The following is a 15,303-nucleotide window of genomic DNA, read 5'->3' on the forward strand; positions in this document are numbered from 1 at the left end:
CTCACCAGCAGTGCCCCTCGCCGCGATAGGTGGGGACGGTGGTGCGGGTGCCGCCGGCGTCGACGAGATGCAGGTGCGCGAACCGCTCGCACAGCTCCCCCGCCTTGGCATGCCGCAGCCACACGCGGCCGCCGACGGGCAGGTCTGCGGCGGCGCGGCCGGTGACCGGGGTCTGCACCTCGCCGGCACCCTCGGCGCGCAGCAACCGCAGTCCGGCGGGCCGCACCGGCCGCGGTACCCGGGACGGACCCGTCGGGCCGGAGGCGATGTAACCGCCACCGAAGAGCGTGGCGATGGTGGGACTGGGCCTGCGCACCGTGGGCAGCGCGAAGTACAGCGCGGGCCGCGGTGTGAAGGCCCGGTATCGGTCGAACAACGTGGGCACGTAGAGGCCGGAGCCGGCGGTGACCTCGGTGACGACCGGGTCCGCGGAACTGATCTCGAGCGAACCCGTGCCGCCGCTGTTGACGATCTCGAGGTCGCCGACGACGGCGCGGACGGCCCCGACGACGGCGCTGCGACGGGTGGCCAGCTCGGCGGCCGACCGGCGCTTGATCAGGCGGACCGCGAGCGACGTGTCGGGCAGACCGGCGATCTGCGCCTCGTAGAACATCACTCCGACGACGGCGAAGCCGGCGGTCGTGGCGCAGCGGGCGAGCTGCCCCACCTCGTCGGGCGTGCGCAGCGGCGAGCGCCGCACGCCGAGGTGCACCGGCCCGAGCCGCAGCGACGCATCCACGTCGAGGCACACGCGGGGTCGCACACGGGCGGTGCCGAGGGCGTCGCGGACGATGCCGAGCTGGGCGGCGGAGTCGACCATGAGGGTGACCGCGTCGAGGGCGTGCGGCCGGCCGGCGAGTTCGGCGAGCGCGGCACGGTCGACGGTCGGGTATCCGAGGAGCACGTCGCGGGCGCCGCGCTCGACCAGCCAGAGCGCTTCGCGCAGCGAGTACGCCATGATCCCGCCGAAACCGCCGTCGGCGGTGAGGCCGGTGCCGAGCACCTCCTCGAGGACCGCGCGGCACCGGACGGACTTGCTCGCCACCCGCACGGGCGTGCCCCCGGCGCGACGGACGAGGTCGGCGGCGTTGCGTCGGAGTGTGGGAAGGTCGACGGCCGCGAGCGGCGGGTCCAGGTCGGCCGTCGCGTCGTGGAGCCGGTCGAGGGGGTGGGTCACGGCGGGGGTCCAATCCACGGCAGGTCGGGTCGTCGCGGCCAGTCAAGCACCGACTTGGACCTGTGTCCAGGTTCAGGTCGTTTCCACGGCCCGGCCGGCGACGATCGCGGCGATGTCGTCGAGTTCGGTGACGATGGCGTCGCTGTCACGATCCACCAGCCACCGCAGGACCAGGCCGTCGAGCATGGCCAGCGCCAGGCGCGCGACGGTCGAGACCGGCTCGACCCACTCGGTGCCGGTGCGGGCGGCGCACTCCTCGAGAAATGCCTGGGCCTCGACGTCCATGATGCGGTACTGCTCGGTGGCGATGTTGCCGCCGAGCGGCTCGCCGGCAGCGCGGTGGCGCAGCGAATAGGTGGTGATCTCGTAGGTGAGCAGCTGACGGTCGGCCGTCGCCTCGATCGTCGGCCACATCGCAGTGATCCCGGCGTAGAGCAGCTGCCGCAGCCCGCGCGGGCCCTGCGGGTCCGGCCCGTTCTGCGGGAGGGTGAAGGCGGTGCGCAACGCCTGGCTGAGCTGGAGCACCAGCGTCTCCCCCATCGCGGCGACGAGGGCTTCCTTGCTCTCGAAGCAGTAGTGCACCACCCCGAGCGATACGCCGGCGTGCTCGGCGACGGCACGCACTGTGACGGCCCCGAGACCGCCGCCCTCGGCCAGCGCGAGGGCGGATTCGACGAGTTGGGCTCGACGTTGGTCCGCCGGCAACCGGTTCAGCATGCCTCCGATCGTAGAACCCGGTCCGGATCCGTCGGCCCCTATTGACCTGGACGGTCGTCCAAGTCGATGATTGCCCCATGGCCACCGACCGTCCCGCAGCCACCTGGCGCAACTGGGCGCGCACCGAATCCGCGACGCCGCGCGCGTACGAGACTCCGGAATCCCTGGACGAGATCGCCGCCGTCGTCGCACGCGCATCCGAGCGGGGCCTGCGCGTCAAGGCGGTCGGGGCGGGACACTCGTTCAGCGGCGTCGCCGTCACCGACGGCGTGCTCGTCTCCCTCGACCGGTTCACCGGCATCGAGGACGTCCGGCCCACCTCCGCCGGTGCGCTCGTCACCGTGCGGGCCGGCACCCGGCTGCGGGATCTCAACCGGCTCCTGTGGGATCAGGGTCTGGCCGTGCCCAACCTCGGGGACATCGACGTGCAGTCGCTCGCCGGCGCGATGTCCACCGGCACCCACGGCACCGGCGCGCGATTCGGGGGCCTCGCCACCGTCGCCCGCGCCGCCACCGTGGTGCTCGCCGACGGTTCCGTCGTGCACTGCTCCCCCGACAACCACCCGGAACTCTACGAGGCCGCCCGGCTCGGCCTCGGCGCCGTCGGCATCCTCGCCACGATCACACTCGAGTGCGTGCCCGCCTTCGCGCTGCACGCCGCGGAAGCGCCCGGCACGCTGCACGACACCCTCGCCGTGCTCGAGCGCGACCGGCTCGCCGTCGACCACTTCGAGTTCTACTGGTTCCCGCACACCGACCGGGTGCTCACCAAGCGCAACACCCGGCTGCCCGCCCACGCGCCCGGCGCCCCGGTGGGCAGGGTACGGGGCTTCGTCGACGACGAGGTGCTCGCCAACGGCATGTTCGAGGTCGTCCAGCGCGTCGCGACCCGCGCCCCCGCGACCATCCCGCGGCTCAACGAGTTCGCCGCCCGGACGCTGTCGCCGCGGGAGTTCGTCGACCGCAGCTATCGCGTCTTCGCCTCCCCGCGCCGGGTCCGGTTCCGGGAGATGGAGTACGCCGTACCCGTCGGCTCGGTGACCGACGTGCTCACCGAGATCGATGCGTGGCTCTCCCGCAACGACTTCCGTGTCGCTTTTCCCGTCGAGGTACGCTTCGCCGCCGCCGACGACGTGTGGCTGTCGACGGCACACGGCCGCGACAGCGCGTACCTCGCCGTGCACCAGTACCACCGGCGCGAGCACCGGGCGTACTTCGATGCGGTCGAGGCGATCGCCCGCGCCGTGGACGGACGGCCGCACTGGGGCAAGATGCACGGCCGCAGCGCGGCCGACCTGCGCACGACGTATCCGCGCTTCGACGACTTCCTCGCCGTCCGCGACCGCGTCGACCCGCAGCGCACCTTCGCCAACCCGTACCTGGACCGCGTGCTCGGCCCGTAGGCCGCGGGCTAGCCGAAGGACGCCGCGATCGAATTGCGCGCCAACGTCTCCCGCTGATCGGACGTGAGCCCGAGCCGATCGCGCAGCGCCGCGAACGTGTCGTCGACGTACCCGCCGAAGTACGCCGGATCGTCGGAGTTGACGGTCACCAGCAGACCCGCCTCGAGCATGCGCGGCAGCGGATGCCGCTCGAGCGAATCCACCACGCGCAAACGGACGTTGGACAGTGGACAGACCGTGAGCGGAATCTGCTCGTCCACGAGGCGCGTTACGAGGAGGGGGTCCTCGAGGGATCGGATGCCGTGGTCGATGCGTTCGGCCCCGAGCAGATCCAGTGCCTGCCACACGTATTCGGGCGGGCCCTCCTCTCCCGCATGGGCGACCGTGTGCAGGCCCTCGGCGCGGGCGCGGGCGAACACGTCCTCGAACAGCGACGGCGGATAGCCCACCTCCGCAGAGTCCAGACCCAGCCCGATGATCGGAGCCGACAGGCGCAGCAGCTCCCCGAACACCTCCTCGGCCTCGTGCACGGGCCGGTCCCGCACGACGGAGGCGATCATCGCCGCATCGACGCCGAACTCTCGCCGGCCCGCCGCGACGGCGTCCGCGAGGCCCTCGACCACCTCCGTCAGCGGCACGCCGCGGCTCGTGTGCGCCTGCGGGTCGAAGAAGAACTCGGCCCGCGTCACGCCGGCCTGCGCCGCCCGGCGCAGGTACGCCCGCGCGAGATCGGCGAAGTCCTCGGCCGTCCGCAGCACCTGCATGTTCGCGTAGTACAGGTCGAGGAAGGACTGCAGATCGGTGAACTCGTACCGGCTGCGCAGTTCGGCGAGGTCGGCGTACGGGAGCGCGACCCGGTTGCGCTCGGCCAGAGCGAAGATCAGCTCCGGTTCGAGAGTGCCCTCGATGTGGACGTGCAGTTCGGCGAGCACGATCCTCCTTCGTCGACGCGTCCCTTCCGCGGCCGCGCGGAAGGGACGCGGGTCGTCAGCGGCCCTTCCAGACCGGGGAACGCTTCTCCGCGAACGCCGTCGCGCCCTCGCGGGCGTCCTCGGACACGAACACCGGGCCGACGATCTCGCGTTGCCTGTCGAAGGCCTCGTCCGCCGGCCAGTCGGCGGCCTTGGCGATGACCTCCTTGGTGGCCGCCACGGCGAGCGGGCCGTTGGCCGTGATCCGTTCGGCGAGGGCCAGGGCACCCTCCAGCGCGCCGCCCGGCTCGGTGAGAACGTTGACGAAGCCGTAGCCGTGGGCCTCCTCGGCGGTGAACGCGTCGCCGGTGAGGGCCAGTTCCATCGCCTTCTGATACGGGATCCGGGTAGGCAGGCGCAGCAGGCCGCCGCCCGCGGCGACGAGTCCGCGCTTGACCTCCGGGATGCCGAACCTGGCGTCCGCGGCGGCGACCACGAGATCCGTGGCGAGGACGAGTTCGGTGCCGCCGGCCAGCGCGAAGCCCTCGACGGCGGCGATGATCGGTTTGCGCGGCGGCGCCTCGGTGAAGCCGAGGCCCTTGCCCGGCACCGCGACGTTCTCCCCGGCGACGAACGCCTTGAGATCCATGCCGGCACAGAAGTTGCCACCCGCACCGGTGAGCACGCCCACGGACAGGTCGGGATCGGCGTCGAGTTCGTCGACGGCGGCGGCGAGGGCGTGGCTGACGGCCGCGTTGACGGCATTGCGGGCCTCGGGCCGGTTGATGGTGATCACCAGGATTCGACCGCGACGCTCGAGCAGGACCTCGTCGGACATGCGCGCACACCTTTCACAGGATTCGGTAGCCGACCGCGCGTACCGCGGTCCATTCGCTTATACCGCAACCGAACCCGGCGGCGGCGGCGGACCGGCCGTACCGCCGTGTCACGACACCCGGACGGCGACGGGCGTGACGAAGCCGTCCCCGTCGATGTGCACCTGGTCGCCGGTGTGGAACCAGCCGTCGTCGAAGGTCTCGGCGGTCGATTCCGGGTCGTTCCAGTAGCGGCGCGCGACGCTGGGACCGCGGCACAGCAGTTCGCCGACGCCTTGATCGGCGGCCGGGCCGAGGAGCGCGACCTCCATGCCGCCGAACGGAACTCCGACGCTGCGCGGGTGCGCGGCCCGCTGGTCGGTGGGCAGCAGCAGCCCGATGCCGCCGGTTTCGGCCACCCCCCAGCCGCGTACGCACCTCGCCGCGGGGAACGACGCGCGCAGGTGCCGCCACGGCACCCGCACCCCCCGGGCCCCGGCGGCGACGACGGTGCCGCCGGCCGCCAGGGTGGGCAACAGCTGCACGGCGCTGCCCGCCGCCGTGGACAGCGGTGCGGTGAGCACCGTGCGCGCCCCCTCCGCGGTCAGGTCCATCGCGTGCACCACGGCCTCGATCGTGGAGAGGATGTTCTCGTTGGTCAGCTCCACCCCGTGCAGTCCCCCGCCGCGTTTGCGCACGTAGTACAGCACCGCGAGCTCGTCCGGCGCGGCGCCCTCGTCCAGGAACGCCACCCCGTCGGGCAGCTCGCCGTCGAGGGTCAGGACGGCGCCGCTGTCATCGGCGATCCACTCGAGTTCCGGATCGCTGCACGTCGGATCCGGCAGCACCGGCACCCCACCGGCGAGGACCACCCCGAGAAACGCGTACAGCCAGCGGAACCCGTTCGGATAGTGGACGACCACCCGGTCGGCCGGGCCCACGCCCTGATCGAGCAGTCCACCCGCCACCCGTGCTGCCGACGACCACATCTGCCCGTAGGTGAGGGCGTTGCCGGCCCGGTCGACGGCGGCGACGCGGGCGGAGTGCCGCAGCGCGCTGCGGTCGAGCAGCTCGGCCAGGCACGGCTCGAGGTCCTCGTACCGCAGGACACCGTCCAGTCGGCGACTGACACGCTCGTCACGGAACCACCCCGCTGCGCACGAAACCCGGACCACCGCCACCGACATCGTCACCTCCGCCTCGTCGTGTGCCTGCACTATATGGCGCGGGTCACAACTGGGGGCGGGATCGGCTCACCTTCCGGTGTACGACGCCTTCCCCGGGCCGACGGTGAGGAAGCTGCGCACGGCACCCTTCAGGTCGTCGGTGCCGAACAGCGCGCCGGAGACGTCCGGAGTCTCCGAGTCGGCGTGCGCGACGCCACCGGACCGCCACGCGCCGATGATCTGCTTGGTGGCGTCGTGGGCGCGGGTGGGGCCGTCGGCGAGCCGATCCGCCAGGGCGCGTGCGGCGGAATCCACGTCCTCGTGGACCGCGTTGACCACGCCCCACGACCGCAGCGTCTCGGCGTCGTAGAGGTCGCCGGTCATCACCAGTTCGCGTGCGCGGCCGGAGCCGGCACGCTCGGCCAGCCGCTGCGGCCCGCCCATCGACGGGGTCAGACCGACGACGGTTTCCACCAGCCCGAACTTCGCGCCCGGCGCCGCGAGGACGATGTCGCAGGCGAGGGAGATCTCGAACGCCGCGGTGAGGGTGAGCCCGTGCGCGGCGAACACCACGGGGCACGGCAGGGCCTCGAGCGGGTGGATGATCTGCGCGAACAGGTCCTGCCACAGCTGCGCGCCCTGCCCGGCGTCGAGGCCGTCGAACAGGTGGACGTCCACCCCGCCGGAGACGACCTTGCCTTCCGCGCGGATCAGTACCGCGCGCGGCGGCGCGGCCACGAGCGCGGTGATGTCGGCGATCACGGCGTCGAACAGGGCCCGGTCGAACAGGTTCAGCGTGCCGTGCGCGACGGTGAGCACGGCGACCTCGGCACCGGCCGCGGTGGTGTGGCGCTCGAGGCGGGTGGGATGTGTGGTCTGCGTCATGCGCGCCACACTAGGCGAGCGTGCGGCGCTGCTCGAGGGGTGGTCTCGGCGCCGGCTCGGTGCGCACGGGCCGCGCGAAGAACAGCGCCGCGGCGAAGCCGACGAGCAGGACCGCGGCAGGCAGCAGCGTCGACTCGGCCATGGCGGCGGCGAACGGCGCGCGCACCGGCTCGGGCAGGGCCGTCGTCCCGCCCTCGCCGGCACCGCCGCCGGCCAACCCGTGCACGGCGAGGCGGGACGTGATGAGCGCACCCACGGCGGCGCTGCCCAGGACGGCACCGACCTGCCGGGTGGTGTTGTAGACACCCGACCCGGCCCCCGCCTGATGCGGCGGCAGGCCGTGCGTCGCGGTGGCGGCCAGCGGCGACCAGATGCCGGCCATCGCGGCGCCCATGAGGGCGATCGGCAGCAGCAGCTGCCACACCGGCGAGTCGGGCGTCATCACCGCGGCCAGCCACGCCAGCGACACGGCGAGCAGCGCGAATCCGGTGCCGGCGATGTAGCGCGGATGGGTCCGGTCCACGAGCCGCCCGACCATCGGGGCGAGCACGCCGGTGAGGACCGCCATCGGGGCCATCAGCAACGCCGACTCCGTGGGTGTCCAGCCGCGCACGCCCTGGGCGTAGAACATCAGCGGCAGCACCATCGCGGTGACCGAGAAGCCCATCGTGGCGATGCCGATGTTGGCCAGCGAGAAGTTGCGGTCGCGGAACAGGCCGAGCGGAACGAGCGGCTCCCCGCGCCCCCGGGACTGGTACCACACGAACACCGCCAGCAGCGCCACCCCGGCGGCGATCAGCACCCACACGGGAGTGGACCAGTCGTAGGAGTTGCCCTCCTGGATACCGAACACGAGACAGAACATGCCCGCGCCGCTGAGCAGCACGCCGAGGAGGTCGAACCGGTGCGGATGGGTGGGCAGCGCCGGGACCAGCCGCGCCGCGAGGACGAAACCGACGATCCCGACCGGCACGTTCACGAAGAAGATCCATTCCCAGCCGAGGTTGTCGACGAGGACACCGCCGGCCAGCGGGCCCACGAGGGTCGCGACCCCCGCCACCGCGCCCCACAGGCCCATCGCGGTGCCTCGCCGGTCGGGCGGGAAGGTGCGGGTGATGATCGCCATCGTCTGCGGGGTCATCAGGGCCGCGCCGAGGCCCTGGAAGACCCGGGCGACCACGAGGGCGGCGACGGTGCCGGACAATCCGCACCACAGCGACGCCGCGGTGAACAGCACCAGGCCCGCCAGGTAGACGCGCTTCGGGCCGAATCGGTCGCCGAGGCGGCCGGTGACCAGCAGCGGCACCGCGTATGCCAGCAGGTACGCGCTGGTGACCCACACGACGTTGTTGATGTCGGTGTCCAGCGCCCGCATGATCGCCGGGTTGGCGACCGCCACGATGGTGCTGTCCACCAGGATCATGAAGAACCCGAGGCACAGCGCCCACAGCGCCGGCCACGGATTTGTCTCGGTCTCCACCCGCACGTCCTCCGCTCGTAGGCGTCTACGGTAGCGCCGTGGACGGACATCTCCTGGACATCGTGCGGCTGGCCTGGTGCCGCGAACTCGGGCTCGACGACGGAGCGCTCGCCGCGCCGGGACGGGTGACGCGGGTGGACGACGCGTCCGCGCTGGTCCGGGTGCTGCGCCTCGGTGAGGCCACCGCGGTGGTGGGTCCGGGCTGGGCGGTCGAGGCCGTCGCGGCGGTGCCCGACGCGGAGCTGGACGCGTCGGCGTTGCTCGACCTGACCCGCGGCCGCGCGGTGCGCAGCCACGCGCTGAGTTACTGCGCCGACTGGGTCGACGCGACGCGGGTGCGCGATCCGCTGATCTCCCACGAGGTCGACGATCTCGCGGAGCTGTTGCGGCGCTGCCCACCCGACGACGCGACCGAGGCGGGACTCGAGAATGTGAACGGGGAGGCCTCGTCGTTCGTGCTGCTCGACGACGACCACCGGCCGCTGTCGGGGGCGGTGTACCGGGAGGTGCAGTCGATCCTGGCGGACGTGACGGCACTGACCGTGCCGGAGCACCGCCGGATCGGTCTGGCGGCGACGGTCGCGACGCTCGCGACGCACGACGCGCTCGACGCCGGGCTGATCCCGCAGTGGCGGGCCCGGCGCGACAACACCGCGGGCCGTGGCCTGGCCGCGGTGCTGGGATACACCGAACTGGGTACCCACACCTCGGTGGCCGTACCGGCTAGCGTCTGAACGGGCCGCACCGAGCGAAGGGAGCCCTGTGAACAAGCACTCCGGAGGCGACAGCGACGGGTATGTCACGCCCGGCGCCGAGTACAGCCGCGACACGCACTACATCACCACGCGCATCACCGCCGACGGGCGCGACGGGTATCCGGTGGAGGCGGGCCGGTACCGGCTGATCGCCGCCCGCGCCTGCCCGTGGGCGAATCGCACGCTCATCGTGCGCCGGCTGCTGGGGCTCGAGGACGCGCTGTCGCTGGGGTTGTGCGGGCCCACGCACGACGAGCGCAGCTGGACGTTCGATCTCGACCCGGGCGGGGTGGATCCGGTGCTGCAGATCCCGCGGTTGCAGGACGCGTACTTCGCCCGGGACCCCGAGTACCCACGGGGCATCACGGTCCCGGCCGTCGTGGACGTGCCCACCGGCCGGGTGGTCACCAACGATTACGCGCAGATGACCCTGGACTTCTCCACGGAGTGGACGGCGCTGCACCGCGACGGCGCCCCCGACCTCTACCCGGAGCCGTTGCGCGACGAGATCGACGAGGTGGCCCAGCTCGTCTACCAGGACGTCAACAACGGCGTGTACCGGTGCGGGTTCGCCGGGTCGCAGCGCGCGTACGACCGCGCCTTCGACCGGCTGTTCGCGCGGCTGGACTGGCTCGAGGAACGGCTGAGTTCGCGCCGGTACCTGGTGGGCGAGACGATCACCGAGGCGGATGTCCGGCTGTTCACCACGCTGGCCCGCTTCGACGCCGTCTACCACGGGCACTTCAAGTGCAACCGGGGTCTGCTCTCGTCGATGCCGGCGCTGTGGGGGTACGCCCGGGACCTGTTCCAGACGCCGGGCTTCGGCGACACGATCGACTTCGTGCAGATCAAGGAGCACTACTACATCGTGCACGCCGACATCAATCCGACGCAGATCGTGCCGAAGGGCCCCGACCTGAGGGGGTGGCTGACGCCGCACGGCCGGGAAGAGCTGGGCGGCAATCCGTTCGGTGACGGCACGCCACCGCCCCCGCCGCGGGCGCAGGAGGCGGTGCCGGCCGGTCACGGCGCGTGATTCACGCGCCCGGATAGGTTCCGAAGCTCCAGTACACCCCCTGCGGGTCCCGGCACGTGAAGTCGTGTGAGCCGTAGTCGGTGTCGTGCAGGGCGACGACGATCGTGGCGCCCGCGGCCACGGCGCGTTCGTGCAGCGTGTCGACGGCGGTGGCATCGGGGGCGACGAGGTAGATGCAGCCGGTGCCGGCGGGCGTCTCGATCGGGCCGCCCCGACCGGCCGAGCCGAGCATGACGCCGCCGCCGTGCGGCCATCTCAGCTCGGCGTGGTCGACGCGGTCGCCGTCGCCGTAGACGGCGTTCTCGGTGAAGCCGAACGCGTCGACGAGGAAGCGGATCGCCGCCCGGGCGTCGGTGTAGGAGAGGCAGGGCCATACGGTTGTGGTGAGTGCTGTCGTGGTCATGTCTGCCAGTGTTCGTCGACGGCCGGGTCGCCGTCTTGGACGATTGGGAACTGCTCGTCGCGCAGCCAGCGCGACGGCGGGACCCCGGCGATCTCGCGCCATTCCCGCGCGAGGTGGGCCTGGTCGTAGAACCCGCACCGGGCGGCCACGTCGGCGAGCACGTGCGGCCCGGGGCTGCGCAGCAGCCGACGGGACCGGTCGAATCGGATCACCCGTGCCGCCTCCTTGGGCCCGACCCCGAACTCGGCGGTGAATCGCGACGTCAGATACCTTCGGCTCCAGCCGATCTCGTCGGCCAGATCGGTGATCCGCGGCCCCGGCGAACGCGGGTCCTGCAGCCTGCGCCACGCGTGCCGCAGGCGGGGATCGATCTCGCCGCGCCCGCCGGCGAGCCGCCGGCCGAGCACCTCGTCGAGGACCCGGAACCGGCTCTCCCACGCCCCGGTGGCGGCGATCCGTTCGCCGAGCTCGCGGGCGGCGGCGCCGAGCACCTCCTCGAGGTCGACGACCCAGGCGCCGAGCGCACCGGCGGGAACGCCCAGCAGCACCCGTGCTCCCGCCGGGGTGAGTGCGAGCTGGATGCCGTGCTGGTTGCCGTCGTGGGCGATGGTGACGGCGGTGGTGGCCAGCCCGCTCGCGAGCGCACCGAACCGGCCGGGCCCCTGGCCCGGTGCGGCGGCCCGCGCGAGTTCGAGCGGTGCGCCGATCGTGAGCACGACGGTCAGGTCCGGGGACGGCAGGCCGAGGTGGGTGCCGGGTGCGAATCCCGTCAGCCGGTACCCGTCGTAACCGCGCACGTAGGGACGCAGCGACGGGGCGGGCCGCCGCCGGGCACCGTCCGAGATGCCGGTCACGGTCCCAGGGTAAACAGGGATAGAGGACACGCCCATGGGGTACACGGGGTGAGCAACCGTGGACTCACGGCGGCGCATGCAGGCCCGGGAGGGCCGGGAGGATCGAGGACGGAACGATGACCGACAGGGTGGGACGCGTGGAGAAGTATCTCGTCACGCTCCTGGACAACGGCAGCAGGCTGCAGGCGCCCGCGGTGGCGCGCTACGTCGAACTGACGCGGCGCGCCCATCCCGGCGAGACTCCGGAGCAGATCATTGCGCGGCTGGAGAAGATCTTCCTCAACGGAGTCACCGGCAGCGGCACGGCGGCGGGCGCCGCCGCGACCGTTCCCGGCATCGGCACGCTCGCATCGATCGCCGCGGTCGGCGCCGAAACCGCGTTCTTCCTCGAGGCTGCCGCGCTGCTGACGCTTGCGGTGGCGTCGGTGCACGGGATCGAACCGCACGAACACGAGCAGCGCCGCGCCCTCGTGCTCGCCGTGGCACTGGGTGAGGCAGGCATGGAGATCGTCGAGCGGGCCACGGGCACGACCGCGAAGACGTGGACGTCGGCGATCACCGGCAAGATCCCCGGCGCCCAGCTGAGGTCCGTGAACAAGTCGCTCGCGCGGACGTTCGTCCGCAAGTACCTCGCCAAGCGCAGCGCCCTCGTGTTCGGCAAGCTGGTGCCGGCCGGGATCGGTGCCGCGATCGGCGGCGTGGGCAACCGCGCGCTGGGCAAGCGGGTCATCGCGAACGCGCGCGATGCGTTCGGCCCGCCGCCGGCGCAGTGGCCGGCGAAGCGTCCGCCGCTCGCCGGACCGGCCACCGGGCCGGACGGCGATCCGAACTGGCAGGCGCTGTCCTCTCCCCTGACCGGCTGGTGAGATGTCCGCGGGCACGGTGTTCGTGCGCGAGAGCGGATCCGGCCCGCGCACCGTGGTCCTCCTGCACGGATACTCCGATCACGGGGGCACCTGGTGCAAGGTGGCCCCGGCCCTGGCCGAACGCCACCGGGTCCTGACCGTCGACCTGCCGGGGTTCGGCCGGAGCGCCGGGCACTGGCGGGCGCCGGTACTGGACCACTACGTCGACACCGTCGCCGACGTGATCGCCGACTGCCGGGATCCGGTTGCGCTGATCGGCAATTCGCTGGGAGCGGTGACGTCGCTGGCGTTCGCGTCGACGTATCCGCGCCGGGTGGACGGCGTCGTACTCGCCGACATGCCGGGGATGGCCGGCATACCGCGCAGCTGGCTGGGCGGAGCGCGGCTGCCGTTGGACATGGTGTCGCGCGCGCTGTCCCGGCCCGTGCCGCCGGCGCTCGTGCAGTTCGCCGTCGCCGCCCTGTACACCCGCGCGGCGCTGCACCGCCCGGACCGGCTGGGCGGCGACACGCGCACCGCGTTCGCGGCGAACTACGCGACGCGGCGCAGCATCGAGACCATGCTGGCCGTCGGCCGGGCCGTGATCCCCGAACTGGGCCGGCTGCCGATTCCCGAGATGGTGAACTCCCTGACCGTGCCGGCGCTGCTCGTGTGGGGCGAGCGGGATCTGATCACCCCGGCGCGCGCCGCGGGCCGGGTGAACACCGGGGCCCGGCGACGGGTCGCGATCATTCCGGACGCCGGGCACTGCCCGCAGCTCGACGCCCCGAGCGAATTCCTCGAACTGGTGCTTCCCTTCCTCGACCGGTCCTTCTCCCGGTCCGCCGCGCCGGGCACGTAGGCTCGCGGGGTCCGAGCAGGGGCCCACACCAGGGAGGGTATCGATGACAGCGCCGTTCCCGACGGGGCCGGTCGCCGGCGCCGGGTACGCGAACGCGGCCGCGCCGCCGCCGGGCATCGCCGTGCAGGGGCTGAGCAAGACCTTTCGCAACGTGCCGGCGGTGTCGGACCTGTCGTTCTCCGTCCCGCCGGGATCGATCACGGGATTCCTCGGACCGAACGGCTCCGGGAAGACGACGACCCTGCGGATGCTGCTCGGTCTGGTGCGCCCGACGGCCGGTGCCGCGCTCGTCGACGGGATGCCCTTCACCTCGCTGCCGCAGCCGGCGCGGGTGGTCGGTGCGGTGCTGGACGCGCAGAGCTTCCATCCCAAGCACACCGCCGGAACCCATCTCGACGTGTACGCCGCCGCGATCGGCGTGCCGGCGGCCCGGGTGCGGCACGTTCTCGACCTGGTCGGGCTCGGCGCGGCCGCCCGACGGCGGATCGGCGAGTTCTCCCTCGGCATGCGGCAGCGGCTGGCCCTGGCCACCGCGCTGCTCGGCGAACCGCGCTACCTCGTGCTCGACGAACCGGCGAACGGCCTGGACCCCGAAGGCATGGCCTGGCTGCGCGACTTCCTGCTCGGCTACGCGCGTTCCGGGGGCACCGTGCTGATCTCGAGCCACATCCTGCGGGAGGTCGAGCAGACGGCCGACCGTCTGGTGATCATCAGCCGCGGCATGCTCGTGCACCAGGGCACGACGGCGGACCTGCGGCACGCGCACCGCGCGCGGGTCCTCGTCGCCGCCTCCGACCCGGCCCGCCTGGCGACGGCGCTGGCCGCGGCGGGCCACACCGACGCGCAGGTGCAGCCGGACGGCCGGCTCGCGATCGTCGGGGTGGAGCCCGAGCGCGTCGCGGCGCTCGCCGCCGGACACGGCGTGACGGTGTTCGGGACGAGCGTCGAGCACGCCGACCTCGAACAGGTGTTCCTGGCGATGACGGCCGGGCAGTACGTGGGGGCCGCGCCGGGGTGGGGCATGCAGGGGCCGACGCCCCCGCAGCAGCCGCCCTACCCGGGACAGTTCCCGCCGCCCGGCCCGTTCCCGCCCGGGCAACAGCATTCGCCGACCGGCTGGGAGGGACCCCGATGACCGCGTTGCTGACGGCCGAGTTCCGCAAGGTCCTGGGCCTGCGCTACTGGTGGATCCTCGGCATCACCCCGGTGGTGGGCCTGTTCTCCGGTGCGCTGACCCTGCCGATCCTCGGCACGCTCGAGAGCCTCGTCGGCGAGAGCTTCGCCGAGACCGCCGCCGCCGCGATCGGGGTGAGCGTCGCGCTCGCGCTGGTGTTCCTGTTCGCGGCGCTGTTCGGGGTGGTCAACACGGGCAGCGAGTTCCAGCACCGCACCATCGTCACCAGTTTCCTGACCACGCGCGGCCGCGACGGGGTGATCGCCGCCAAGCTGACGACGGCGGTCGCGTTCGGGCTGCTGTACTGCGTGGTGGTCGAGGCCGTGTCGATGCTGACCATCCTGATGTTCGGCGGTGGTCTCGCCGGTGACGGCTCGGGTGCGGGCAGTGTCGCCGCGGTCCTCGGCGCCGGCCTGTTCGCCGCGATGCTGTGGGCCCTCATGGGCGCCGGGCTCGGCCTGCTCACCGGGTCGACGGCCGGCAGCGTCCTGGCGATCACCGCCTGGATCCCGTTCGGGGAGCTGATCGTCTCGCTGATCCTCGACGGCCTCGGGGCGGGCGCACTCGCCCGGCTGCTGCCCGGGCAGCTCACCTGGTACACGGTCTTCACCGTCATCGACCTGCCCGAGGAGGTCGACCCGGCCGTGACGTGGCCGGCGGCGCCGCTGGGGCTGCTCGGCTGGACCGCGCTGATCTGCGGCCTCGGCTGGTGGCGCACCCGGACCCGCGACATCGTCTGAGTCCGACGGCGGTTCTCGCGGCGAAGGGGAGGTTGCTGCGGCATCGATCGAGTGGTGGGCGCAACAACCACCCCCTCGCC

16 protein-coding genes are annotated in these 15,303 nt (G+C 72.7%); 7 read left to right on the forward strand and 9 right to left on the reverse strand.

Annotated features, from left to right (window positions below):
- Nucleotide 1 precedes the first annotated feature (1 nt).
- Together AIIKEEIJ_RS11255 and AIIKEEIJ_RS11260 are read right to left on the reverse strand one after the other, a co-directional pair.
- Nucleotides 2-1,177 (reverse strand): amino acid deaminase/aldolase, encoded by a 1,176-nt coding sequence (locus AIIKEEIJ_RS11255; protein ID WP_161995670.1) that lies wholly within the window; start codon nucleotides 1,175-1,177, stop codon nucleotides 2-4.
- Nucleotides 1,178-1,249: 72 nt separating this feature from the next.
- Nucleotides 1,250-1,894, reverse strand: a complete 645-nt coding sequence (locus AIIKEEIJ_RS11260; protein ID WP_029542519.1) for a TetR/AcrR family transcriptional regulator — start codon at nucleotides 1,892-1,894, stop codon at nucleotides 1,250-1,252.
- A gap of 77 nt (nucleotides 1,895-1,971) precedes the next feature.
- On the opposite strand from AIIKEEIJ_RS11260, the gene AIIKEEIJ_RS11265 reads away from it, so the two are divergent.
- A complete protein-coding gene (locus AIIKEEIJ_RS11265; RefSeq protein WP_161995671.1) occupies nucleotides 1,972-3,297 on the forward strand; it encodes a D-arabinono-1,4-lactone oxidase in 1,326 nt (441 codons plus the stop codon).
- A gap of 8 nt (nucleotides 3,298-3,305) precedes the next feature.
- On the opposite strand, the gene AIIKEEIJ_RS11270 is transcribed toward AIIKEEIJ_RS11265, so the two are convergent.
- From AIIKEEIJ_RS11270 to AIIKEEIJ_RS11290, 5 genes are all read right to left on the reverse strand, one after another.
- Nucleotides 3,306-4,229 (reverse strand): adenosine deaminase, encoded by a 924-nt coding sequence (locus AIIKEEIJ_RS11270; protein ID WP_029542515.1) that lies wholly within the window; start codon nucleotides 4,227-4,229, stop codon nucleotides 3,306-3,308.
- Nucleotides 4,230-4,284: 55 nt separating this feature from the next.
- Entirely contained in the window at nucleotides 4,285-5,046 is a 762-nt protein-coding gene (locus tag AIIKEEIJ_RS11275) for a crotonase/enoyl-CoA hydratase family protein (protein ID WP_006938704.1), read from the reverse strand.
- A gap of 108 nt (nucleotides 5,047-5,154) precedes the next feature.
- On the reverse strand, nucleotides 5,155-6,210 hold the full coding sequence (locus AIIKEEIJ_RS11280; protein ID WP_029542511.1) for a class I adenylate-forming enzyme family protein: 1,056 nt from the start codon (nucleotides 6,208-6,210) through the stop codon (nucleotides 5,155-5,157).
- A 66-nt stretch (nucleotides 6,211-6,276) separates the two neighbouring features.
- Nucleotides 6,277-7,074, reverse strand: coding sequence for an enoyl-CoA hydratase/isomerase family protein (locus AIIKEEIJ_RS11285; protein WP_006938708.1), 798 nt, complete (start codon nucleotides 7,072-7,074; stop codon nucleotides 6,277-6,279).
- 10 nt (nucleotides 7,075-7,084) lie between these two features.
- The gene (locus AIIKEEIJ_RS11290) at nucleotides 7,085-8,554 is read right to left on the reverse strand and encodes a DHA2 family efflux MFS transporter permease subunit (RefSeq protein ID WP_072634755.1); all 1,470 of its coding nucleotides are present in this window, start codon (nucleotides 8,552-8,554) and stop codon (nucleotides 7,085-7,087) included.
- A 38-nt stretch (nucleotides 8,555-8,592) separates the two neighbouring features.
- Here AIIKEEIJ_RS11290 and AIIKEEIJ_RS11295 point away from each other — a divergent pair, with 38 nt between their 5' ends.
- Nucleotides 8,593-9,288 (forward strand): GNAT family N-acetyltransferase, encoded by a 696-nt coding sequence (locus AIIKEEIJ_RS11295; RefSeq protein ID WP_006938717.1) that lies wholly within the window; start codon nucleotides 8,593-8,595, stop codon nucleotides 9,286-9,288.
- Nucleotides 9,289-9,316: 28 nt separating this feature from the next.
- Nucleotides 9,317-10,345 carry a glutathione S-transferase C-terminal domain-containing protein gene (locus AIIKEEIJ_RS11300; RefSeq protein ID WP_161995672.1) on the forward strand — a complete coding sequence of 343 codons (1,029 nt, stop codon included), beginning with the start codon at nucleotides 9,317-9,319 and terminating at the stop codon, nucleotides 10,343-10,345.
- A 1-nt stretch (nucleotide 10,346) separates the two neighbouring features.
- On the opposite strand, the gene AIIKEEIJ_RS11305 is transcribed toward AIIKEEIJ_RS11300, so the two are convergent.
- On the reverse strand, nucleotides 10,347-10,748 hold the full coding sequence (locus tag AIIKEEIJ_RS11305) for a VOC family protein (RefSeq protein ID WP_050034875.1): 402 nt from the start codon (nucleotides 10,746-10,748) through the stop codon (nucleotides 10,347-10,349).
- Nucleotides 10,745-11,602, reverse strand: a complete 858-nt coding sequence (locus AIIKEEIJ_RS11310) for a helix-turn-helix domain-containing protein (protein ID WP_161995673.1) — start codon at nucleotides 11,600-11,602, stop codon at nucleotides 10,745-10,747. Before AIIKEEIJ_RS11310 ends, AIIKEEIJ_RS11305 begins: the two co-directional genes overlap by 4 nt.
- Before the next feature lie 116 nt (nucleotides 11,603-11,718).
- Between AIIKEEIJ_RS11310 and AIIKEEIJ_RS11315 the strand changes: the two genes are divergently transcribed.
- Genes AIIKEEIJ_RS11315 through AIIKEEIJ_RS11330 form a run of 4 tightly spaced genes read left to right on the forward strand, consistent with a single transcriptional unit; the run spans nucleotide 11,719 to nucleotide 15,223 of the window.
- Complete coding sequence (locus tag AIIKEEIJ_RS11315; protein WP_029542508.1) at nucleotides 11,719-12,468, forward strand: hypothetical protein; 750 nt, start codon at nucleotides 11,719-11,721, stop codon at nucleotides 12,466-12,468.
- Between the two features lies 1 nt (nucleotide 12,469).
- Nucleotides 12,470-13,309, forward strand: coding sequence for an alpha/beta fold hydrolase (locus tag AIIKEEIJ_RS11320; RefSeq protein WP_161995674.1), 840 nt, complete (start codon nucleotides 12,470-12,472; stop codon nucleotides 13,307-13,309).
- A gap of 43 nt (nucleotides 13,310-13,352) precedes the next feature.
- Entirely contained in the window at nucleotides 13,353-14,444 is a 1,092-nt protein-coding gene (locus tag AIIKEEIJ_RS11325; RefSeq protein ID WP_050034873.1) for an ABC transporter ATP-binding protein, read from the forward strand.
- A complete protein-coding gene (locus tag AIIKEEIJ_RS11330) occupies nucleotides 14,441-15,223 on the forward strand; it encodes an ABC transporter permease (protein ID WP_202916889.1) in 783 nt (260 codons plus the stop codon). The genes AIIKEEIJ_RS11325 and AIIKEEIJ_RS11330 overlap by 4 nt, the downstream gene beginning before the upstream one ends.
- Nucleotides 15,224-15,303: the final 80 nt, after the last annotated feature.

The organism is Rhodococcus sp. YH1 (assembly GCF_009939605.1).
Classification (GTDB): Bacteria; Actinomycetota; Actinomycetes; order Mycobacteriales; family Mycobacteriaceae; genus Rhodococcus; species Rhodococcus aetherivorans.

Excerpts from the sequence above, each read along its gene's own strand:
- AIIKEEIJ_RS11260 (WP_029542519.1), bottom strand. The coding sequence starts at position 1,894 with ATGCTGAACCGGTTGCCGGCGGACCAACGTCGAGCCCAACTCGTCGAA.
- AIIKEEIJ_RS11265 (WP_161995671.1), top strand. The coding sequence starts at position 1,972 with ATGGCCACCGACCGTCCCGCAGCCACCTGGCGCAACTGGGCGCGCACC.
- AIIKEEIJ_RS11275 (WP_006938704.1), bottom strand. The coding sequence starts at position 5,046 with ATGTCCGACGAGGTCCTGCTCGAGCGTCGCGGTCGAATCCTGGTGATC.
- AIIKEEIJ_RS11280 (WP_029542511.1), bottom strand. The coding sequence starts at position 6,210 with ATGTCGGTGGCGGTGGTCCGGGTTTCGTGCGCAGCGGGGTGGTTCCGT.
- AIIKEEIJ_RS11285 (WP_006938708.1), bottom strand. The coding sequence starts at position 7,074 with ATGACGCAGACCACACATCCCACCCGCCTCGAGCGCCACACCACCGCG.
- AIIKEEIJ_RS11305 (WP_050034875.1), bottom strand. The coding sequence starts at position 10,748 with ATGACCACGACAGCACTCACCACAACCGTATGGCCCTGCCTCTCCTAC.
- AIIKEEIJ_RS11315 (WP_029542508.1), top strand. The coding sequence starts at position 11,719 with ATGACCGACAGGGTGGGACGCGTGGAGAAGTATCTCGTCACGCTCCTG.
- AIIKEEIJ_RS11320 (WP_161995674.1), top strand. The coding sequence starts at position 12,470 with ATGTCCGCGGGCACGGTGTTCGTGCGCGAGAGCGGATCCGGCCCGCGC.
- AIIKEEIJ_RS11325 (WP_050034873.1), top strand. The coding sequence starts at position 13,353 with ATGACAGCGCCGTTCCCGACGGGGCCGGTCGCCGGCGCCGGGTACGCG.
- AIIKEEIJ_RS11330 (WP_202916889.1), top strand. The coding sequence starts at position 14,441 with ATGACCGCGTTGCTGACGGCCGAGTTCCGCAAGGTCCTGGGCCTGCGC.